We start from the raw sequence: 21,369 nt of genomic DNA, 5'->3' as shown, positions 1-21,369 counted from the left end.
CCCGCCGTACGGGCGGGCCCACGGAGCATCATCAGCGAGGCGGCCGTCCGGGGCAAGGCCACCCCCGTACGACCAGGGCATATGCCCCTGGTGTCATGCCGCCCTTACGAGAGGGTCGCCGCCGCGGTGGGCGAGCTCTCCTTCAGGAAAGTGGAGCAGCGCTCGTACTCCTCCTGCTCCCCGATCGCCTGCGCCGCGCGCGCGAGCGCGTGCAGCGCGCGCAGGAAGCCGCGGTTCGGCTCGTGCTCGAAGGGCACGGGGCCATGGCCCTTCCAGCCGTTGCGGCGGAGGGCGTCCAGCCCGCGGTGGTAGCCCGTACGGGCATACGCGTACGACTCCACGACCCGGCCGCCCTCGAAGGCGTCGTCGGCGAGCTGTGCCCACGCCAGCGAGGAGGTCGGGTACTGCGCCGCGACCTCGGCGGGCGCGGTACCGGCCGCGAGCTGCTCGCGCGGCTCGGGGTCGTCGGGCAGGTGGGTCGGGGGCGGGCCCCCGAGGAGGTTCTCGTGAATGGACATGAGTCCCAGTCTGCCTCAGCCAGGGCACCGGCCCACCCGCCATCCCAGCCCGTCCGGCGTTTGAGGACGGCCCTCGGCCACAACGGTGGCGTCACCGGGCACACGACGGCGGCCCGGCACCACCGTGTGATGCCGGGCCGCCTTCGTGGGCGCGCGCGTACGGACGGGGGGCGCCCGCGCGCGTTACTTCAGCTTCGTACCCGTCGACCGAAGGTTCCCGCAGGCCTGCTGCACGCGCTCGGCCATGCTCTTCTCCGCGGCCTTGCCCCAGCTCCGCGGGTCGTAGACCTTCTTGTTGCCGACGTCGCCGTCCACCTTGAGCACGCCGTCGTAGTTGCGGAACATGTGGTCCGCGACGGGCCGCGTGAACGCGTACTGCGTGTCCGTGTCCAGGTTCATCTTCACCACGCCGTTCTCCAGCGCGGTGGCGATCTCCTCCTCCGTGGAGCCGGAGCCGCCGTGGAAGACGAAGTCGAACGGGGACGGCTTGCCGAACTTCTCGGCCACGCCCGCCTGCAGGTCCTTCAGCAGCTCGGGGCGGAGCACGACGTTGCCCGGCTTGTAGACACCGTGCACGTTGCCGAACGACGCGGCCAGCAGGTACCGGCCCTTCTCGCCCAGGCCGAGGGCCTCGGCGGTGCGCAGGGCGTCGTCGACGGTCGTGTACAGCTCGTCGTTGATCTCGTGCGTGACGCCGTCCTCCTCACCGCCGGTGGGGGTGATCTCGACCTCGAGGATGATCCGCGCTGCGGTGGCGGCGGCGAGCAGCTCCTCGCCGATCGCCAGGTTGTCCTTGAGGGTCTCGGCGGAGCCGTCCCACATGTGGGACTGGAAGAGCGGGTTCTGCCCGGCGTCCACGCGCTCCTTGGACACGGCGATGAGCGGCCGCACGTAGCCGTCCAGCTTGTCCTTGGGGCAGTGGTCGGTGTGCAGGGCGACGTTGACCGGGTACTTCTTCGCGACGATGTGGGCGAACTCGGCCAGCGCCACGGCGCCGCTCACCATGTCCTTGCTGTACTGCCCGCCGAGGAACTCCGCGCCGCCCGTGGAGATCTGGATGATGCCGTCACTCTCCGCGTCAGCGAAGCCACGCAGCGCGGCGTGCAGGGTCTGCGTCGAGGTGACGTTGATGGCCGGATAGGCGAACTTGCCCGCCTTCGCCCGGTCGAGCATCTCGTTGTAGATCTCAGGGGTTGCGATGGGCATCTGTCCGCTCCTTGTGATGTCCGATATGCGTGGGCCCTGACCTGGGTATCGAGTGACGTCATCGTCGCCCCCATCTTCCCAGACACCCCCGCGTGCTCCAGCCCTGTCGGAGTTTCACGTGAAACTCCTGGGCAGCGCCGCCTGCGGGGCCGTACGGGCGCCGTACAGAGACGGACGACGCCGTACGGGCCCCGCGCGGGACGCCGCCCGGAGCACCCGTAAAGCCTCCGCGTCAGCCCAGGCCGTCAGCCCAGGCCGAGGTCGCCGAGGTCGTACGGGAACACGTACCTCAGGCCCGCCTCGCGCATCGCCTCGGCCGCCCCGCGCTCCACGATCGACGCCACCGCGACGACCTCCGCGCCCGCCTCGCGCGCCGCCTGTACGGCGGTCAGCGGCGAGTTCCCGGTGGTCGTGGTGTCCTCGACGATCAGCACGCGGCGGCCCGAGATGTCCGGCCCCTCGATGCGCCGCTGCAGGCCGTGTGCCTTCCCCGACTTCCGTACGACGAACGCGTCCAGCGTCCGCCCCCGCGCGGCCGCCGCGTGCAGCATGCACGTGGCCACCGGGTCGGCGCCGAGGGTCAGCCCGCCGACGGCGTCGTATCCGAGATCCGCGGTGGCGTCGAGCATCACCTGTCCGGCGAGCGGCGCGGCCGTGCCGTCCAGGGTGATGCGGCGCAGATCGATGTAGAAGTCAGCCTCGATCCCGGAGGAGAGGGTCACCTGGCCGTGCACCACGGCCTTGTCCTTGATCTGCCGCAGCAGCTCGGCCCGTACGTCGCTCACGTCGCTCTCGGTCATGCGCCGACCCTATGACAGGTGCCGCCAGGTCCAGGTCGTGGCGGCCTCCAGCGGTTCGATGGGCGTGACGAAGCGGGGGAGGGTGTTGAGCCCGTTGGGCGGCCCGGACTGCGGCTCGACGCAGACGGCCTCCGGCTGCTCGTCGTAGACCACCACCCACTCCACGCGGCTGGCGACCTTGAGCTCCAGCTCTCCGGGCCAGGTCAGCGTCACGTCGATGCCCTCCGGCATGCCGAAGCAGTCGTCCCACGGGCCGGGCCGCGGATCGATGCGCTTCCCGGTCGGGAGGTGGTCGGCGCCGCGCTCCTCCTGCCACTCGGCGTCGAAGCCGATACGTACGTCCTCGCCGCCGCCCCCCAGGTTCCGCAGGAACCACGGGTGCCAGCCCGCCTGCGCCGGGAACGAGTCGCCCTTCGTCTCCACCCCGAGCGCCAGCGTCACACCCGAGCCGTCCTCGGCCAGCTCGACGACCTGCGTGATCCGGCCCTCCCAGGGCCAGGGCTCGGTGAGATCGACCGTGAACGCGGCGGACCGCTCGTCCGCGCGCACGGTGCGCCAGACCGCGCTCCGTACGGTGCCGTGCAGGGCGTGCGGACGGTCGTCGACGGGCAGCTGGTACACCTCGGGCCCGTTCCGGAACCGCCCCTGATCCGTACGCCCGCACCAGGGCGCCATCACGAACGAGCCGTACTTCTCCCCCTGCCTCAGCAGCTCCGTACCGCGTGTGGTGAGCGAGGTCAGACGACAGCCGTTCTGCGGATCGACGACCAACTCGGCGTCTGCGGCGCGGAGCGTGACGGCACTGGCGGGGGTGTGACGGTCCATACCACCGACCCTAGCGGCCCGTTCGCCGTACGGGCCGCCGGGGCGACGGCGGCCCGCGGCGGGTGCCCGTACGGGCACGGGAGTTGGCGACGCGGGCGGGGAACGGTCAGCGGCGGCGGCGCAGGGCGCGGCCGAGGACCACCGCTCCGGCGAGGACCAGCGCGGCGGCCGGGGCCGCCCAGCGGAGGGTCGCGGTGGCGGCGGCGTCCTCCGGTGCCGGTACGGGCGCATAGCGGCCGCGGGGCGGCGCGTGGTCCACCTCCTCGGCGCTCCGGCCGATCATCGTGCGCCGGGCGTGTGCCGCCTCGGCGGTCGTCTCGTCCACGCCGTCCGTGTCGTCCATGCCCTCGTCGGCGTCCTCCTCGGCGCCCGTACGGGGGTCGAGCGACGGCGGCGGGATCTCGGCGTCGAAGATGCCGCCGGTGGTGGGCCCGGCTCCGGGCACGTCAGGGGTGCCGTCGTCGGCGTCATCGGTGGCGTCCGGGGCGTCCGCCGCGTCGGCCTCCGCTCCGGTTCCTGTGTCGCCGGGGTCACCCGGCTGGTCGGCCGTACGGTCGTCGCCGGCGGGCGCGTCCTCGGGGGACTGCTTCCCGCGCTTGCGGTCGCCTCGGTCCGCGCCGCCCTTCTCGGGGCCGGGGATGCCGGGGATGGCGCGGTCGTTGTCGTCGGGTTCGCCGATGCCCGCGGCGGCCCGCGCGTTGAGCTCCGCGTCCGGTTCCGCCTCGGGTTCCGCGCCGGAGTCCGCAGGGGCGGCGGGCGGTTCGGTGCGCATGCTCTCGGCCAGGGCCGTACCGAAACGATCCAGCAGCCGGTGCCCCGCCGCCGTCGCCATCTTCGGCTCGAGGTCCGCGATACGCCCGTCGCCGGTCACCTTGCCCGAGCAGACGAGCCGGGTGCCCTCGCCGTCGTCCGCACGCCGCGGTACGACCTTCAGCCGGAGCTTCACCGTGCCGCTGCCCCGTACCTCGCCGCCGGTGCCCCGGACCGTGAAGCCGTCGCCCTGCCCGGTGATCTTCAGGCTGCCCCGGTACGTGATCGTGTGGCCGCCGGCACGGACGCGCAGCCGCCCTTCGACCGCGTCACCCGCGCCTTCCGCGGCGGCGAGCTGGAGACCCGGGACGCAGCGCGTGACCCGCGTCCGCTCGGAGAGCGCCGCGCGTACCGACCCGACCGGAAACGGAACGTACACCTCATGCTCCATAGGCCGGAGCCTACCCACCGCACCCCGTACATGTGCCCGATCACCCGTATCCGCCGTGCCGCGCGGCGCGCACCGTGCCGACCGGACAACGCCCGGCCAGCGCCGGGACGCCGGCCGTACGCCGCCCGCACACCGCCCGCACCCCCGACCGGCGTCAGTACCTCGGCCGCATCAGCGTCGACGGCGGCAGCCCGCCGATCCGTGCGCGCTCCGCCCGGCGCACCGCCTGCCGCAGCGCGCCGGGGGTGAGCGACGCGAGCCGCGGCCCGCCCGCGCGCTCCGGCTCGACCCGTACGGGCGGCGCTGCCGCCGCGTGGTGCCCCGACGCGAGGACGAAGCTCCAGTCGCGCGGGCCCGGCCGCTCCCTCCGGTGTGCACCGCGGTCCGGCCCGGACTTGTGCCCGGGGGCGCGCCCCTCCACCGCATACGGCGAGGTACGCAGGCCCACGGAACGCATGGTGGACTCGACCGTCCAGAAGTCACGCGACCCCACGCTGCACGCGCCCGCGTGCACGACCATGCGCCCGCGCTCGGAGAGGGCGCGTGCTGCGAGTCCGTAGAACTCCTGCGAGTACAGCTTGGTGTTCGCCGAGATGCCCGGGTCCGGCAGCGCCGAGACGATCACGTCGTACGAGCCGTGCTCGCCGCCCGCCCCGTCCGCGCCGTGCGGGCCCCGGTGCGGGGCGAGGCGGCTCACCTGGTCGCGCAGCCAGTTGAACGCGTCCGAGGTGGCCACGCGTACCCGCGGATCACCGAAGGCGGAACGGTTCAGCCGGCTCAGCTGCGGGTCCCCGCGCGCCAACTCGACCACCTTCGGGTCGAGTTCGACGACCGTCACCGACCGCACGCCCGGATATCTGAGCACCTCGCGCAGCGCCAGCCCGTCGCCGCCGCCGAGGATCAGCACGCGCGTGCGCGGGCCGCCGGTCATCGCGGGGTGCACCAGCGACTCGTGGTAGCGCTTCTCGTCCTCCGACGAGAACCGCAGCCGTCCGTCGAGGAACAGTTCCAGGCCGCGCCGCGGATCCCCCGTCAGCACGATCTCCTGGATCTCGGAGCGCACCGCGACCCGTACGTCCGGGCCGTACACCGCCTGCCGCGCGGCCCGTTCGAAGGGGCCGACGAACACGGTGCCCAGCAACAGCAGTGCCAGCACTGCCCCGTTGGCGGCCAGCAGGCCCCAGCGCCCGCGTACGGTCAGGTCCCGCCGGAACAGCCAGAGCACGACGAAGCCGCCCGCGAGCGCGTTCACCACACCGGTGAGCAGCGTGCCCGTCAGCTGCCCGAAGAACGGCAGGAGCAGGAACGGGAACATCAACCCGCCCAGCAGCGCGCCCACGTAGTCCGCGGCGAACAGGTCGGCCACCGCAACTCCCGGGTCCTGCGCCCGGATTCGCTGGATCAGCGTCATCAGCAGCGGCATCTCCGCGCCGATCAGGACCCCGATCGCGACGGAGAAGACCACCATCGCGACGCGCGCCTCGCCGAGCCAGGCGAAGGTCGCGTAGAGCGCCATCGCCGAGCCGCCGCCCACCAGCGCGAGCAGCGCCTCGATGACGCCGAAGCCGACGGCGGCGTGCAGGTGCAGGCGTTTGGCGAGCAGCGAGCCTATGCCCATCGCGAAGACCATCACGGAGAGCACGACGGACGCCTGGGTGACCGAGTCACCCACCAGATAGGCGGCCAGGGCGACGAGTTCGAGCTCGTAGACCAGCCCGCAGGCGGCACACACGAACACCGAGACGAGCACGAGACCGCGTCCGACCCCCGCCGGTACGGGCAGCCGCGCGGGAGTGCTGGGCCGGTCGATCATGTGGGGAACTTACGTCACCCCAACCGCCCACAAGCCACCCACCCGGATGTTCCCGCGCTGTGAAACCGAATTCACGGACTCTTTCGGGTGTTCTCAGGCCGACACTTGTTCTACGCCTTCGCGCAGGGGTACGCCAACCCGGGTCCGGGTCGAGACGAGCCGGCCTTCCTGGGGGTACGAGTGCCAGGTACGCCAGGCCACTTGCTCGCCTTGGCGCTGAACGAGCAGGGCGGTGAAGGCAGTCGGGCTGCCGGGGAACGTTCCCGCGAGGCCGTTGGGATGGTCGGCGACGAGCGCGAGCAACTCCTGCGCGCGCCCCAGGAACGAGCCCGCGGAGAGCGTCTCGACGCGCGCCGCGAACTCGTACTCCCACGTGCCTATCCGTTTCGACACCCCGAGCGGGAGCGGTGCGGTGCTGCCGGGGATGCACGCGACGGTCTCCGAGCAGGAGCCGTGTTCCTTGTCGAGCAGGACCTGGTGCGAGGCGCCGAGCAACCGCAACTGCACTCTGGCGCCTGAGAGTTCGAGATCGAGTTCGGCCAGCGCGGGCAGCGGCTCGCGCCCCAGCGCCCAAGCGAGGTCCCCCGCGCGGGTGTCGCTGTACGCAGTCTTGAGAGAAGTGAGCATGGGTCGGCTCCGCAAGGCGCAGTTGAGGGTGGGATTCACCGAATCACGGAATGCGCCGGGACCACAGCGTTTTACCCATCTTCGCCGGGTTTCCATCCGCTCGGGGGCTTAGCTGCTCAACTGTTCAACTCAAGAGCACACCAAGGGATTACGGCTCATCCGCTAGCAATCGTCAGCAGTCTCCGGAAGCGGAGGCCGCGGCTCTGCAATTGCCGGAAAAACCGGCGCTCGCAGCGTCGTACGCGCCCGCGTACGCCCTCGTACGCCGGGGGGTGCGGGCAGCGGGGGGCAGAGTCCGGGCGCGCGGATCACCGCGGCCACGATGACGGCCGTCACACACCGCTACCGTGGCCCACAGCAACTCCGGCAAGCCCGCGATGCTCACCCCAACGGTCATGGCGTCCCCCTTCGTCTGACCGGCTTCTCACCGCGCCGCGCGCGAGTGATTACGACGGAACGTTCCCTCATAACCCCGGTTCAATCCCCGCGTGTTGACGCCGTGCCTCACTGCGCGTCCCGCTGTGCGCCTCAGTGTGCGCCCCTCTGTGCGGACCCGCACGCGGGGCAGTCCGTACGGCGGCCGAACCGGTCCAGGGCCGGGTCCTCCGGCCGCACCAGATTGAAGCCGAACCGGAAGCCCGGCTCCATGGGGGGCGCACCGGTGAGGAGTGCGAGCGCCGCGTGCGCCAGGAGGCTCCCGGAGAGTCCGGCGGTGACGGCGTTGACCGGGTTCCAGGGCATCCGGGGCGAGGCGGCGTCCTCGTCCTGGTCCGGTCCGAGGCGCAGATCGCGCCGCTCCCTGTCGCCCGCGCGGTGGCACTCCCAGCAGGCGCCGTCACCGGGGACGTGCACGCCCACGGAGACCAGCGGGCCGCGGTAGCCGCCGTCAGCCCAGGGCGTTCTGGCGGCGAGGCAGGCGGCGTTGGCCCAGCCGCGTATCTCCGACGGGTGGTCGGCGCACAGCACCAGCAGGTCGTAGCCGGGGGTCAGCAGCTCGGCGAGGTCGTACGGGCCGCGTACGGTGCGACGCTCACCGGTGACGGTGACGTCGGAGTTCAGGGCGCGCAGCGTGGCGAGGGCGGCGTCGATCTTCGGACGGCCGATGTCGGCCTCGCGGAAGAGGAGTTGGCGGTTCAGGTTGGACAGCTCCACCACGTCCGGCTCGACGCAGTGCAGCCGGCCGACCCCGGAGGAGACCAGGGCCTGGGCGGCGAAGCCGCCGGTCCCGCCGACGCCGACGAGCAGCACCCGGGACCGGCGGAGGCGTAACTGCAACTCCCAGGCGGTGGCCCGGGGTTCGCGGTCCATCCAGCGCAGCAGCGGGACGCCCCTGACGTAACGATTGTGCTCGCGGTCGGAGAACGCGGCCGGGGGCGCCGCCCCCGCGTCCTCGAGGAAGCCCGCCGCCAGCAGCTCGGACATGGCCTGCAGTACGTCGTCCTCCGGCAGCCCGGGGTGCCGTTCACGTACGGCCTCGGCCACTTCCGTGGGCGACCGCGCGCCGTCCATCGCCTCGGTGAGCGTCCAGATCCAGCCGTCCGGATCGCGGATCTCGGCCCCGATCCCGTAGATGACGCTGCCGATCCGGATATGCCCGTCCACGGTCCGGTACGGCCGGTGTTCGGGTTTGACCCGGGGTTTTCGTATCGCACCGATTGTCACCGCCACGTGCTTTCCCCACCCCTTCGCCGTCGCGACCGAAAGACATCTTGACACTGTGCACAGCCCATGGACTACTGACAAGGCTGCACCACGAAATCACGCCAGTGCAGTCAACTGCCCCATTATGTCGGCCAGTTGAAGTGGAAGGAGCCGGACGTGGCCAACAAGATCGAGATAAGGCCGCTCGACAAGAAAGAGACCACCGGACTCAGCGGCACCAGCAACAGCTGACCGGTCCATGGGCACTCCCGCGTATTCGGGGGTGCCCATGGACGGCCCTCTTGCCTTCCCTGCGCGTTTCTGCCTAACTATTGCCATTCTCCGCGCAACCGCCCCCCGCCCGCAGAGAAATGAGGCAGAGCCCTGCTGAGCGACAGCCTGAGCGCGCACGGTGCTCCACCATTCAACGACTATCCCACCGTTACGGAACTCCATTCCAGCGCACGTGCGTTCGCTTCCCGCCACCCCGGCCTGTGCGGCGTGCGCCGGATCGGCACCTCGCGCGCGGGCGAGGAACTGCTGCTGCTGTCCGTCGGTACGCCGGAGGCCAGGGCCCCGGTGGCGCCCGCGCCCGTACCCGCCGCGGCCGGCCCGCCGGCGCACGTGCCGCGCGGCGCGGAAGCGCCCGCGACCGCCCACGACCACCGCAACGTGCTGGTCGTCGCGGGGCCGCACGCCAACGAACGGGTCGGGGGCGCCACGGTGCTGCGGCTGGCCGAACACGTCGTACGGGAAAAGCCGTTACGCGCGGCGGGCGGCCGTAACGTCGGCTGGCACTTCCTGCTGTGCCTCGACCCGGACGGCACGCGCGTCAATGAGGGGGCAGGCGCGGACACCGGAAACAATACGCTCCACCGCTACCACCGGCCGTTCTTCCGGCCCGCCGGAGCGGAACAGCCGGAATGGTCCCCGTCCATTGTCGGGACAGCCGAAGAAACACTCCCGGAAAGCCGGGCACTGCAGACCGTCATTGACGAACTGCGGCCCGTTCTGCAGTGCTCACTGCACGCGAACGACGTCGGCGGAAGCTGGGTCCAACTCACCCGCGAAGTGCCCGGATTGCCGGACCCTTTCGCAAAGTCTGCGGCGGATCTGGGAATTCCGGTGGAAATAGGGAGCATCGACACGCTGTATTGGCCGAGCCCCGGCCCCGGCGTATTCGTGATGCCCGGTCCGGGCGTTCCGGAACGGTTCGCCAGCCTTCAGGAGGACGCAGCGCGTTCGACCTGGTACCACCCGCACCGGTACGGCGGCATGACCGCCGTCATCGAGGCGCCGATGTGGGCCAGCCGGCTCGTGGACGACTGCACGCCGGTGCCCGACCCCGGCCGCGCCGTGCGCGGCTCGGCCCTGCGGCTGCGCCGCCGTGGCCGCCGGGTCGCGGCGCTCCTCGACCGGGCCCGGCCGCTCGTACCGGCCGAGCACGCGCCCGTGCTGCGGGGTGCCGAGGCGGCCGTGCAGGTGTGCCCGGGGCTGGCGGACGACTGGGTACGGATCTCGCGGTCGCCTGTGGGCGGCGCCCGCGCCGTGCCCGGCGTGCCCGGCGTGCCTGCCGTGCCCGCGCTCACCGCCGGGCACCTCGCCTCCCTCGCGGGCGTGACCTGGCGCATTCCGCTGCGCGCCGCGGCCATGGTGCTCGGCTCGCTGGAGGGCGTGCCGGGCCGTGCCGCCCGCGAGCTGCGCGCCGAGCTGTCGGGCATCGTGTCCGCGTGGTGCACTGCCTTCGAGTGCGAGTTCCAGACCCGCTGGGTGGCGGTCGACGACCAGGTGCGGCACCAGGCCCGTACGGTCATCGCGGTGTTCGCGTGCCTCAGCGAGAGCCACGGGCTCGGCCGGCCGTAGCGGCAAACCCCGCGGGGCTCATCCGGGCAGGTGGCAGACCGCCTCCACGTTGTTTCCGTCCGGATCGCGCACGAAGGCGGCGTAATAGTGCTCGTGGTACTCCGGGTGCAGCGCGGGCGCGTGCAGCGTCTCCGCGCCGGCGGCCGTCGCCGCCTCGTGGAAGGCCACGACGGCCGCCCTGTCGGCCGCGGTGAACGCCACGTGCGCCTCACGCGCCTCGCCGCCCGTCCCCACCGGGCCGATCCAGAAGTCCGGCTGCCCGGTGCCGTATCCGATGACCGGTCCGAACTCGAGCACCCGTCTGCCGCCGAGCGGTGCCAGCACCGCGTCGTAGAAGGCCGCGCTGGCCTGGAAATCCCGCACCTGGATCGACAAGTGATCAATCATGCGGGAAGTCTCGCAGCCGCCACTGACAATCCCCCTCCGACGGGGCCTGCCGCGCCGTCAGCCGAAGTCCGCGGCGTGTGCCGCCGCGTAGTCCGCGAACGACCGCGGCGGCCTCCCCGTGACGGCCTCCACCGCGTCCGTCGTACGGTCCTCCGCGCCGCCCGCTATCTCGCGGTCCAGGCGCGCCAGCAGCGCCGCGAACTCCGCGGGCATGCCGGCGGCCAGCCGGTCCCGCATCTCCTCGTACGACAGCGGCCGGTGGCGTACGGGCCGGCCGGTGACGCGCGCGATCACGGCGGCCACGTCGGCGTAGGCGAGGGCCTCGGGCCCGGTGAGTACGAGGTCGGTGCAGGGCGCCGTACGGTCGGTCAGCGCGTGGCCGGCGACCGCGGCGATGTCGTCCGCGTCGATGAACCCGACGCGGCCGTCGCCCGTCGCCGACATGATCACGTCCGCGTCGCGGATGCTGTCCGCGTGCACGTGCCCGCCCGTGAAGTTCTGCATGAACCACGACGGCCGCAGCACCGCCCACTCGTCGAACGTGCCCGCCAGCGCCTCGTGCACCACCCCCGCCCCCGGCCCGCCCGCGGGCAGCGCGGAGGAGCTGAGCAGCACGGCACGGCGTACGCCGGCGGCGCGCGCCCGCGCCAGGAACGGCAGCATGACGGCGCCGGGTTCGGGGTCGGCGGCGGGCGGCACGAGGTAGACGCGGTCCGCGCCGCGCAGCGCGGAGTCGTACGTGCCCGGGTCGGACCAGTCGAAACGGACGGCCTGGACCGGGCGTCGGCCCCCGATGCCCCCGCCGCCCCCGACGCCCCCCGGCGCCTCGGCGCCCCGGCCGGCGGCCGTCACGGGGTGGCCGAGCGCGGTGAGGCGTGCGACGAGGCGGCTGCCGGTGTTCCCGGTGGCCCCGGTGACCAGGACGCGGCCGTCGCTCACGCCGCCGCCCCGCTCTCCGCGTTCGCGTCGGCGTCCGTGTCGGCGTCCGCGTGCCAGGAGTCGGGGAGGCCCATGGGGTTCCAGTAGTCGCGGTAGCGCGTGATGCGGCCGTCCCGGACGGTCACCACGATGATGTACGACATCTCGTAAGGAGCGTCCGCGACCACCATCCGCCCGGTCGCACTCATCTCGACGACAACGGTGTGCGGATCGCTGGTGTGGTGGATCTCCAGATACGGGATCGCCTGGAGGTCGATCTGCCGCGGGTACTCCCGCATGTACTCGGCGACGGCGGCCCGGCCCTCCAGCCGGGAGGGCGCGTGCTCGGGAGCGAAGGGGAACTCGCAGATCCCGTCCTCGTCCCAGAGCGCCACCCAACTGTCGAAGTCCTTGTCCAGCAGCAGGCGCAGCCCGTACCGGAAGAGATCCGCCGGCTCCGTCGGCACCTCCCGCGCTACCGCCGCCGTGCTGCCGCTTTCCATGGGTTTCATGGGTTCCATACGTGTACTCATCAGAGTCCGCCCGTCCGGATAGAATATGGACCATCGGTCCGCTTAAAGATACGGACCGCCAGTCCGTTTTGCAACCGGAAGGCCGCGCCGCCCCATGACCGCACGCAAGCCACGCGCAGACGCCCAGCGCAACCGCGAGAACGTGCTCGCCGCCGCCGACGCGCTCTTCGCCCGCCACGAGAGCGCACGGAGCGTCTCGATGGACGACGTCGCGGCGGCGGCGGGCGTCGGCAAGGGCACGCTCTTCCGCCGGTTCGGCGACCGCACGGGGCTGATCCGGGCCGTTTTCGAGGCCCGTACGGACACCCTCCGCCAGGCCGTCGAGCACGGCCCGGCCCCGCTCGGCCCCCGTACGGAACCGCGCCGGCGCGTCCTCGCGCTCCTCGACGCGCTCCTCTGCTTCAAGCTCGACAACCGCCATCTCTCGCTGGCCTTGGAGGAGGCGGGCAGCGGCAGCCCGTACCAGGCGGCGCACTACACCTGGTGGCACGGCACCCTGCGCGACACCCTCCGCCGCCTGCCCTCACCGGAGACCGGGCCCGACGCGGAGACCGGGCGGCCCGCCGCGAAGGGAGGACCCGCTGCGGACGGAGGACCCGACGCGGAGACCGGCCCCGCCGCGGACGGCGAACCCGCCGCGACAGCACCGGACGGAGCACAACAGCCCCTGGGCCCCTGCGACTTCACCGCCCACGCCCTGCTCGCCGCCACCCGCGCCGACCTCGTCGAGCACCTCGTCGGCCCCCAGGGCGTACCGCCCGACATCCTGCGCGCCCGGCTCGCGGCCCACGTCGCCCGCGTACTCGACGCCGGTACGCCCCCCGGCGCCACGCCCGCCGCCCCCGCGCAGCCGTGTTGAGGAAGCCCCGGGCTTCGCGCAGGATGGCCGCCATGACCGCCACTCCAGGACGACCGCTGCTCAACCGCCGGCTCACGGAGTTCGGCTCGACGATCTTCGCCGAGATGTCCGCGCTCGCCGTCCGCACCGGCGCCATCAACCTCGGCCAGGGCTTCCCCGACACCGACGGTCCCGAGCCCGTACGGGAGGCGGCCGTACGGGCACTGAGGGACGGCCGCGGCAACCAGTACCCGCCCGGCCCCGGCGTCCCCGAACTGCGCGCCGCCGTCACCGAGCACCAACGGCGCTTCTACGGCCTGGCCTTCGACCCCGACACGGAGGTCCTGGTCACCGCGGGCGCGACAGAGGCCATCGCCGCCTCGATGCTGGCCCTGCTCGAACCGGGCGACGAGGTGATCGCCTTCGAGCCGTTCTACGACTCGTACGCCGCCTCGATCGCCATGGCCGGCGCCACGCGCGTACCGCTGACGCTCCGCGCCCCGGACTTCCGCCCGGACCTCGACGCCCTGCGCGACGCCATCACCCCGCGCACGCGCCTGCTGCTGCTCAACAGCCCGCACAACCCCACCGGCATGGTCCTCACCCGCGACGAGCTGACCGCGATCGCCGCCCTCGCCGTCGAGCACGACCTGCTCGTCGTCACCGACGAGGTCTACGAGCACCTCGTCTTCGACGGTGAGCACGTCCCGCTGATCTCCCTCCCCGGGATGCGCGACCGTACGGTGTCCATTTCCTCGTCCGGGAAGACGTTCTCGTTCACCGGGTGGAAGGTCGGCTGGGTCACGGCGTGCCCGGCGCTGGTGACGGCGGTCCGTACGGCGAAGCAGTACCTCACGTACGTCAGCGCCGGCCCGTTCCAGTACGCGGTCGCGGAGGCGCTGCGCCTCCCGGACGCGTACTTCGCGGACTTCCGCGAGGACCTGCGCGCGAAGCGGGACCTGCTGTCCGGCGGTCTCGCGGACGCCGGCTTCGAGGTGTTCCGGCCGCAGGGCACGTACTTCGTCACCACCGACATCACCGCCCTCGGTGAGAAGGACGGCGTCCCCTTCTGCCTCGGCCTCCCGGAACGCTGCGGCGTGGTCGCCGTCCCCACCTCGGTCTTCTACGACACCCCGGACGCCGGCCGCAGCCACGTACGGTTCGCGTTCTGCAAGAAGCCGGAGGTGCTCCGGGAGGCCGCCGAACGCCTGCGGGGACTGCGCGGCTGACCCCCGCGAGACCGTACGAAAGCGCCCCCGCCGGCCGCGTACGGCTGACGGGGGCGCCTGTCGTCGGCTTCGGACCTCAGCTCTTGCCGGTGTCCTCCGTGCCCTCTCCGGGGCCGTCGTCGGACGCGGACGCCGGACCCGAGCCCTCGGCATCGGCATCGGCATCGGCGTCGTCCGGCTTGGCGTCGTCCGGCTTGGCGTCGGACTCGACGTCCTTCTCCAGGCCGAGCTGGTCGACGAGCCACTTGTCGAACTCGATCGACGCCCGTACCCAGCTGACCGTGCTGGACACGAAGTGCTCCAGCGAGACACCGGTGCCGATCATCATCTGCGCTTCGCCGATGAGCCGTACGGTGCCGTCGTCGTGCGTGTGGCTGTAGACCTTCGGCCACAGGGTGCGGCGGTTCCAGTCGTCGATCGACTCGAGCAGCGCGTGCTTCTCGTCGATCGAGTGCGGCCGGTCGTAGAACGTACGGACCGAGAAGACCTGCTGGTCGCCCTCGCCACGGAACATGAAGTACGTGCGGAATTCCTCCCACGGCGCGGCGAGGTCCCCCTCGTCATCCACGACGTACTTCAGCTCCATCTGGTCGAGAAGCTGCTTGACCAGGTCCTGGTCGGGGACGACAGGTCCGGCCGGGCCGTCGCCTGCCTCCTGCGGGTCGGGCTGCTGGCCCCCGAAATTCGGAATCGAGGACGGGTCGATGGTCACCGTGGAATTCCCTTCATACGGATTCGGCCATCCTCCCTCATGACGGCCCGGACAACGCAACCGTGTCCCCGGCCGACCTGCCGACCAGGCCGAAAAAACCCTCCCGCGCCCCATGCGCACCATGCGCCCCACCCCGTAGGGGAGGCGCATGGCGTACACAGGGTGATCCCGGGCGTGCGGATCAGGCGGTGTGGAGGGTGAGGCCGTAGTGGCTCAGCACCGGGTTGAGGGGCTGGAAGAAGGTGGTGCCGCCGCTGGAGCAGTTGCCGGAGCCGCCCGACGTGATGCCCTGCGCCTGGTCACCGCTGATGTACGAGCCGCCGGAGTCGCCGCCCTCGGCGCAGACGCTCGTCTGGGTCATGCCGTGGACCGCGCCCTGCTGGTAGTTCACGGTGACGTTCTTGGCCTGGACGTTGCCGCAGTGCCAGTGCGTGGTGGAACCGGAACGGCAAATGGAGGCGCCGATGGGAGCTTCGTTCGAGCCGCGGACCAGCTGGTCCGAGACGGTGCCCCAGCCGAGGACGACGGGCTCCGTCCACCAGCCGTTGGCGACGTTCACCCACGCCATGTCGCTGCCGGGGAAGGTCGAGCCCTGGAACTCGCCGATCTTCGAGCGGTCCCAGCCGCTCACCGAGGCGCCCTTCTGGCCGCAGTGCCCGGCGGTGACGAAGCCTCCGTGCACCGAGAAGCCGATGGAGCAGCGGACGTTGCCGGTGTAGTACGGGTCGCCGCCAACGGTGCCGGCCGCGGTCGTACGCGCCGCCTCGGCGGTCTCCCGCACGGTGACCGGGCCGCTCTCGCGGGCGTCCGCGACGAAGGCGCGGACATCGTTGTCGGACTTCTTCGAGGCGACGACGCTGACGACGATCCGGTTGCTCTTGTCGTCGACCTGCCAACTGCTCACGCCCGCAGGCGCGGAGAGCTTGTCGATCCGCTTCTTGGCCGCGGTGAGCTCCTCGGCACTGTGCCGCACCATACGGACGTCCGCGCCGGCCGCCCGTACGGCGTCGGCCTTGGCCTTGTCGGTGAGGGCCACGGCGAGGGTGCCGCTCTTCGCGTCGAACCAGGAGCCGCCGTACGCCTTTCCGGCCGCGCGCCGGGCGTCGTCCTGGACGGCGGTCGCCTTCTTCTCGGCGGCGAGACGGGCCTTGGCCTCGCCCTTCGTGAGGCCCATGTCCTGCTGCATCGCGGTCAGCAGCGCGTCGGACGCGGGCTGCGTCTGGGCCGGGCCGGAACCGGATGCGGAGTCGGAACCGGAAGTCGGGGACGCGGTCGCTGCGGGAACGAACACGGCCGCCACCAGGCCGCCTGCCACCAGCAGTGCGGACACCCGGGCACGCTTCACTGTCGTACGTCTCATACGTCTCAAGGGAGGAACCCTTCTGTGTTCCATGGAAGTGGGGTGGAACAGCAGACAGTTGAGAGCGCTCTTAACCGATGCCAGCAGGAGCGTAGCCGGAGGCTTTTGTCAGGTCCATACCAGTGACGGGTCTGATTTCACAGATGGGTACGGCTTACGGGCGCGGCACGCCGTATCGCGCGCCGCGCCCGTAAGCCCGCAAGTCCGCAAGCCCGCGAACTCGCAGTCAGCGCCGGCCCGTCACCGCTCCGCCGGTGCCACGCTCAGCCCTTCCCAGCCGTCCACGCGGTCCACCCGCACCGTGTCGCCGTCGCGGATCTCGCCCGCCAGGATCTCCCTGGCCAACTGGTCCCCGATCGCCGTCTGTACGAGCCGCCGCAGCGGACGCGCGCCGTACGCCGGGTCGTTCCCCTCGGCGGCCAGCCAGTCCAGCGCGGCCGGTGTGACGTCCAGCGTGAGCCGCCGTTCCGTGAGCCGCCGCTGGAGGCTCTCCAGTTGCAGCGCGGCGATCCGGCCCAGCTCGTCCTGGCTGAGCGCGGCGAAGACCACCACGTCGTCCAGCCGGTTCAGGAACTCCGGCCGGAACGACGCCCGTACGGTCTCCAGCACCTTCTCCTTCTTCACCTCGGGCTTCTCCAGGGGATCCACCAGGTACTGGCTGCCGAGGTTCGAGGTGAGCACGAGGATCGTGTTGCGGAAGTCGACCGTACGGCCCTGCCCGTCCGTGAGGCGGCCGTCGTCGAGCACCTGGAGCAGGATGTCGAAGACGTCGTGGTGCGCCTTCTCCACCTCGTCCAGCAGCACGACGCTGTACGGGCGGCGCCGCACGGCCTCGGTGAGCTGGCCGCCCTCCTCGTAGCCGACGTAGCCGGGAGGCGCGCCGACCAGGCGGGCCACGGAGTGCTTCTCGCCGTACTCGCTCATGTCGATACGGACCATCGCCCGCTCGTCATCGAAGAGGAAGTCCGCGAGCGCCTTGGCCAGTTCCGTCTTGCCGACGCCCGTCGGCCCGAGGAACAGGAACGAGCCCGTCGGCCGGTCCGGGTCGGCGACACCCGCGCGCGTACGGCGGACGGCGTCCGACACCGCCCGTACGGCCTCGCCCTGCCCGATCAGCCGCTTGCCCAGCTCGTCCTCCATACGGAGCAGCTTCTGCGTCTCGCCCTCCAGCAGCCGCCCGGCGGGGATGCCGGTCCAGGAGGCGACGACGTCGGCGATGTCGTCCGGGCCGACCTCCTCCTTGACCATGGTCTGCTTCGGGCCGCGCGGCTCCTGCGAGGCGGCGGTCGCCGCCTCCTCCTCGGCGGCGCTGGCGGCCTCCAGCTCGCGCTCCAGCTCGGGGATCTCGCCGTAGAGGAGCTGGGAGGCGCTCTCGAAGTCGCCGTCGCGCTGGGCCCGTTCGGCCTGCCCGCGCAGCTCGTCGAGCTTCTCCTTCAGCTCGCCGAGCCGGTTCAGGCCCTGCTTCTCCTTCTCCCAGCGGGCGGTGAGACCGCGCAGCTCCTCCTCGCGGTCGGCCAGCTCGCGGCGGAGCCGCTCAAGGCGCTGCACGGAGCCGGGGTCGGTCTCGTTGGCGAGGGCCAGCTCCTCCATCCGGAGCCGGTCGACAGAACGCTGCAGCTCGTCGATCTCGACGGGCGACGAGTCGATCTCCATGCGCAGCCGGGACGCGGCCTCGTCCACCAGGTCGATGGCCTTGTCCGGCAGGAAGCGCGAGGTGATGTAGCGGTCGGAGAGCGCGGCCGCGGCCACCAGCGCGCCGTCCGCGATCTGCACCTTGTGGTGCGCCTCGTAGCGCCCCTTGAGGCCGCGCAGGATCGCGATCGAGTCCTCCACGGTGGGCTCGGCCACCAGCACCTGCTGGAAGCGGCGCTCCAGCGCCGGGTCCTTCTCGACCCGCTCCCGGTACTCGTCCAGCGTCGTCGCGCCGACCATCCGCAGTTCGCCGCGGGCCAGCATCGGCTTCAGCATGTTGCCCGCGTCCATCGCGGAGTCGCCGCCCGCGCCCGCGCCGACGACCGTGTGCAGCTCGTCGATGAACGTGATGATCCGGCCCTCGCTGGACTTGATCTCCGCGAGGACGGTCTTCAGCCGCTCCTCGAACTCGCCCCGGTACTTCGCGCCCGCCACCATCGCGCCGAGGTCGAGGGCCACCAGCCGCTTGTTCTTCAGCGACTCGGGCACGTCGCCCTTCACGATGCGCTGCGCCAGGCCCTCCACCACGGCGGTCTTGCCGACGCCGGGCTCGCCGATGAGCACGGGGTTGTTCTTCGTACGGCGTGACAGCACCTGCACGACGCGGCGGATCTCCTGGTCCCGGCCGATCACCGGGTCGAGCTTGCCCTCGCGGGCGGCGGCGGTGAAGTCCGTGCCGAACTTCTCCAGCGCCTTGTACGTCCCCTCGGGGTCCGGCGTCGTCACGCGCTGGCCGCCGCGTGCCTTCTCGAAAGCGTCGAGGAGCTTCCTGTCCGTCGCACCCTGCTCCCGCATCAGCTCGGCGGCGGCACCGCCCTTCTTGGCGATGCCGATGAGCAGGTGCTCGGTGGAGACGTAGTCGTCGCCGAGCTCCTTGGCGCGCTGCGCGGCGTCCGCGATCACGGCCAGCAGCGCGCGGTCGGGCTCCGGGCGGCCGACGGTGGAGCCCTGCATGCTGGGCAGCGCGGCCAGCCGGCGCTCGGCGCCGGAACGCAGGGCGGCCTGGTCGGCGTCGAGGGCGGCGATCAGGTCCTGGATGTTCTCGTTGTCCTCGCCCTCCAGCAGGGCGAGCAGCAGATGTACGGGCGTGATGTCGGGGTGTCCGCCGGTGACGGCCCTGTCGTTGGCCGCGCTGATGGCGTCCCGGCTCTTGTTGGTCAGCTCGGCGTCCACTGTGCTGCTTTCCTCCTCGTCGCGTCCCGCTTGCCGGCCGGACGGCCCTCACCCTCCGGCCCTGCCCTGCTAACTCCAACCTGCAACAAGTTGAGTCTATTCCACTCAACTCGCCATCGACTAGATTCGTTCCCCGTGACGATCACTCTGGACCCCGCGATACTCGCCTTCTGGCGCGAGCGGCACCACTCCACTCTCACCACCTTCCGGCCGGACGGCACCCCGCACGTCGTACCCGTCGCCGTGACCTACGACCCGGGGGCCGGGATCGCCCGGGTGATCGCGAGCGGGGGCAGCAAGAAGGTGCGCAACGTACGGGCCGCCGGGCCCGCGGGGATGCGGGTCGCACTCTGCCAGGTGGACCGGCGGCGGTGGGCGACCCTGGAGGGACGCGCGGTCGTACACGCCGAACCGGAACTGGTCGCGGACGCGGAACGGCGCTTCGCGGAGCGGTACGGGCGGGACCCGAGGCCGAATCCGGAACGTGTGCTGATCGAGATCGCGGTGGACCGGACGATGGGGCGCGGCTGACGGGCGCACGGGGCGGGCTTGCGCACGGGGCGTACGGGGCGGCTGGTGCGCCTGCGTACGGGCCCCGGGCGCGGTGACGTACGGGCGCCCGACGCAAGGGTGTAATCGGCCACTCGGCGGCGGCCCGCAGACGCGGAACGAATCCGTACACTTGCGCCCCTTGCACCCTCCTCCGGGCGGCTGCCCCCGCCCACGCCACCAAATCGTCCTGCGCCCGACCGAATTGTGTGCAAAAACGATTGGGCCGGTTCGTCTCTCACCGCTTTCTGTCCGGCACTTCTAGCCTCCGCCGGGACGACGAGGAATCCCTCACATCCACGTCCCGGAGGAGCTTCGATGCGCCCGATCGCCCGCATATCCCCGCGAGCCCGCACTCGTGTCCTCGGCATGGCAGCGGTGGCCGGAACCCTGGCCCTCACTCCCCTGTCCGCACCGGCCGCCGACGCCGGCCCCGCACCCGAGAGTTCCGGAAGATCCGTGGCCGCGCAGGGCGCCGAGTGCGCCGACGGCACGGCCGACCTCCACGGCCACGGCCATGACCACGGCCACGACGCGGCGCAGCAGGCGGCCGCCTCCAACGCCCGCGTCGCCCGCGCGCACGGCGACGAAGGCGTCGCCCACGAACCCAACGCCGTCAGCGAGCGGCAGGCCCAGGCCATGGAGGCCGACCTGCGCGAACGGCTCGACCGGCTCCGCGCGGCCGGCAAGCTCGACAAGCCCTCCGGCGCACCCGTCACCATCCCGGTGTACTTCCACGTCGTCCACGACGGTGCCACCGGCAAGGTCGACGCCGACGCCATCAACGCCCAGGTCGACGTGCTCAACGCCGCCTACGCCGGCGAGGGCGACGGCAACAACCCCTCGCCGTACCAGTTCGAGCTGGCCGGCACCACGTACACCGACAACGCCGGCTGGTACAACGGCCTCACCCCCGGCTCCTCCGCCGAGAGCGCCATGAAGTCCTCGCTGCGCGAGGGCGGCGCCGACGCGCTCAACTTCTACACCGCAAACCTCGGCCAGAGCCTGCTCGGCTGGGCGACGTTCCCCAGCTCGTACGACACCAATCCGGAGGACGACGGCGTCGTCGTGCTGGACGCCTCGCTGCCCGGCGGCTCGGCGGGCAACTACAACGAGGGCGACACCGGAACCCACGAGGTCGGCCACTGGATGGGCCTGTACCACACCTTCCAGGGCGGCTGCTCCGCGCAGGGCGACCAGGTCGACGACACCCCGGCCGAGCGCGAGCCCGCGTCCGGCTGCCCCGAGGGCGCCGACACGTGCCCGGCGGAGGGCGTGGACCCGATCCACAACTTCATGGACTACTCGTACGACGCGTGCATGACCCAGTTCACCGCGGGCCAGGTGGTCCGGATGAACGAGGCGTGGGAGGCGTACCGGGCCAACTGACGCGGCCCGCCGGTCCGTTAGGGACTGCGGCGCGCGCGCCGTACGGGTGCCCGCACGCGCCGTACGGGTGGCCGCGTGCACCGTACGGCACACCG

18 protein-coding genes and 1 pseudogene are annotated in these 21,369 nt (G+C 71.9%); 5 read left to right on the top strand and 14 right to left on the bottom strand.

Going from position 1 to position 21,369, the window contains the following annotated elements:
* Window positions 1-104: 104 nt before the first annotated feature.
* The 8 genes from DVA86_RS03205 to DVA86_RS03170 all read right to left on the bottom strand — a co-directional run bounded on the left by DVA86_RS03205 (window position 105) and on the right by DVA86_RS03170 (window position 8,592).
* The gene (locus tag DVA86_RS03205) at window positions 105-518 is read right to left on the bottom strand and encodes a DUF3151 domain-containing protein (RefSeq protein ID WP_208875602.1); all 414 of its coding nucleotides are present in this window, start codon (window positions 516-518) and stop codon (window positions 105-107) included.
* Window positions 519-701: 183 nt separating this feature from the next.
* Window positions 702-1,742 (bottom strand): class II fructose-bisphosphate aldolase, encoded by a 1,041-nt coding sequence (gene fbaA / locus DVA86_RS03200; RefSeq protein WP_281279353.1) that lies wholly within the window; start codon window positions 1,740-1,742, stop codon window positions 702-704.
* 227 nt (window positions 1,743-1,969) lie between these two features.
* Window positions 1,970-2,524: an orotate phosphoribosyltransferase gene (locus DVA86_RS03195; protein WP_208875598.1), complete on the bottom strand. Its 555-nt coding sequence runs from the start codon at window positions 2,522-2,524 to the stop codon at window positions 1,970-1,972.
* A gap of 9 nt (window positions 2,525-2,533) precedes the next feature.
* Window positions 2,534-3,349 (bottom strand): aldose epimerase family protein, encoded by an 816-nt coding sequence (locus DVA86_RS03190; RefSeq protein ID WP_208875596.1) that lies wholly within the window; start codon window positions 3,347-3,349, stop codon window positions 2,534-2,536.
* A 106-nt stretch (window positions 3,350-3,455) separates the two neighbouring features.
* Complete coding sequence (locus DVA86_RS03185) at window positions 3,456-4,550, bottom strand: SRPBCC family protein (protein WP_208875594.1); 1,095 nt, start codon at window positions 4,548-4,550, stop codon at window positions 3,456-3,458.
* A gap of 154 nt (window positions 4,551-4,704) precedes the next feature.
* Window positions 4,705-6,363, bottom strand: coding sequence for a polyamine aminopropyltransferase (locus DVA86_RS03180; RefSeq protein WP_208875593.1), 1,659 nt, complete (start codon window positions 6,361-6,363; stop codon window positions 4,705-4,707).
* Window positions 6,364-6,456: 93 nt separating this feature from the next.
* Complete coding sequence (locus DVA86_RS03175) at window positions 6,457-6,990, bottom strand: DUF2617 family protein (RefSeq protein WP_208875591.1); 534 nt, start codon at window positions 6,988-6,990, stop codon at window positions 6,457-6,459.
* 528 nt (window positions 6,991-7,518) lie between these two features.
* Window positions 7,519-8,592 (bottom strand): HesA/MoeB/ThiF family protein, encoded by a 1,074-nt coding sequence (locus DVA86_RS03170; RefSeq protein WP_245996322.1) that lies wholly within the window; start codon window positions 8,590-8,592, stop codon window positions 7,519-7,521.
* A 423-nt stretch (window positions 8,593-9,015) separates the two neighbouring features.
* On the opposite strand from DVA86_RS03170, the gene DVA86_RS03165 reads away from it, so the two are divergent.
* The gene (locus DVA86_RS03165) at window positions 9,016-10,494 is read left to right on the top strand and encodes a M14 family zinc carboxypeptidase (RefSeq protein ID WP_342776408.1); all 1,479 of its coding nucleotides are present in this window, start codon (window positions 9,016-9,018) and stop codon (window positions 10,492-10,494) included.
* Window positions 10,495-10,512: 18 nt separating this feature from the next.
* Here DVA86_RS03165 and DVA86_RS03160 read toward each other — a convergent pair whose 3' ends face one another.
* The 3 genes from DVA86_RS03160 to DVA86_RS03150 are packed head-to-tail and all read right to left on the bottom strand — an operon-like array spanning window position 10,513 to window position 12,320.
* Window positions 10,513-10,881 (bottom strand): VOC family protein, encoded by a 369-nt coding sequence (locus DVA86_RS03160; protein ID WP_208875589.1) that lies wholly within the window; start codon window positions 10,879-10,881, stop codon window positions 10,513-10,515.
* A gap of 57 nt (window positions 10,882-10,938) precedes the next feature.
* Window positions 10,939-11,820, bottom strand: a complete 882-nt coding sequence (locus DVA86_RS03155) for an NAD(P)H-binding protein (protein WP_208875588.1) — start codon at window positions 11,818-11,820, stop codon at window positions 10,939-10,941.
* Complete coding sequence (locus tag DVA86_RS03150; protein ID WP_425470752.1) at window positions 11,817-12,320, bottom strand: nuclear transport factor 2 family protein; 504 nt, start codon at window positions 12,318-12,320, stop codon at window positions 11,817-11,819. Before DVA86_RS03150 ends, DVA86_RS03155 begins: the two co-directional genes overlap by 4 nt.
* 106 nt (window positions 12,321-12,426) lie before the next feature.
* Between DVA86_RS03150 and DVA86_RS03145 the strand changes: the two genes are divergently transcribed.
* A complete protein-coding gene (locus DVA86_RS03145) occupies window positions 12,427-13,191 on the top strand; it encodes a TetR/AcrR family transcriptional regulator (protein ID WP_208875586.1) in 765 nt (254 codons plus the stop codon).
* A gap of 23 nt (window positions 13,192-13,214) precedes the next feature.
* A complete protein-coding gene (locus tag DVA86_RS03140) occupies window positions 13,215-14,399 on the top strand; it encodes a pyridoxal phosphate-dependent aminotransferase (protein WP_425470751.1) in 1,185 nt (394 codons plus the stop codon).
* A gap of 184 nt (window positions 14,400-14,583) precedes the next feature.
* Here DVA86_RS03140 and DVA86_RS03135 read toward each other — a convergent pair.
* The 3 genes and pseudogenes from DVA86_RS03135 to clpB all read right to left on the bottom strand — a co-directional run.
* Window positions 14,584-15,111, bottom strand: a pseudogene (locus DVA86_RS03135) (YbjN domain-containing protein); the annotation flags it as partial.
* A gap of 181 nt (window positions 15,112-15,292) precedes the next feature.
* Window positions 15,293-16,471: a S1 family peptidase gene (locus DVA86_RS03130; protein ID WP_208875584.1), complete on the bottom strand. Its 1,179-nt coding sequence runs from the start codon at window positions 16,469-16,471 to the stop codon at window positions 15,293-15,295.
* Between the two features lie 240 nt (window positions 16,472-16,711).
* Window positions 16,712-19,336, bottom strand: coding sequence for an ATP-dependent chaperone ClpB (gene clpB, locus DVA86_RS03125; RefSeq protein WP_208875582.1), 2,625 nt, complete (start codon window positions 19,334-19,336; stop codon window positions 16,712-16,714).
* Between the two features lie 135 nt (window positions 19,337-19,471).
* Between clpB and DVA86_RS35130 the strand changes: the two genes are divergently transcribed.
* Entirely contained in the window at window positions 19,472-19,867 is a 396-nt protein-coding gene (locus tag DVA86_RS35130) for a pyridoxamine 5'-phosphate oxidase family protein (RefSeq protein WP_245996314.1), read from the top strand.
* Window positions 19,868-20,203: 336 nt separating this feature from the next.
* A complete protein-coding gene (locus DVA86_RS03115) occupies window positions 20,204-21,274 on the top strand; it encodes a zinc metalloprotease (protein WP_208875579.1) in 1,071 nt (356 codons plus the stop codon).
* Window positions 21,275-21,369 lie beyond the last annotated feature (95 nt).

Origin of the sequence: Streptomyces armeniacus, assembly GCF_003355155.1 — a bacterium.
Classification (GTDB): domain Bacteria; phylum Actinomycetota; class Actinomycetes; order Streptomycetales; family Streptomycetaceae; genus Streptomyces; species Streptomyces armeniacus.
The sequence above is the reverse complement of the archived record's forward strand: the minus strand, read 5'-3'. Positions and strand labels throughout refer to the sequence as shown.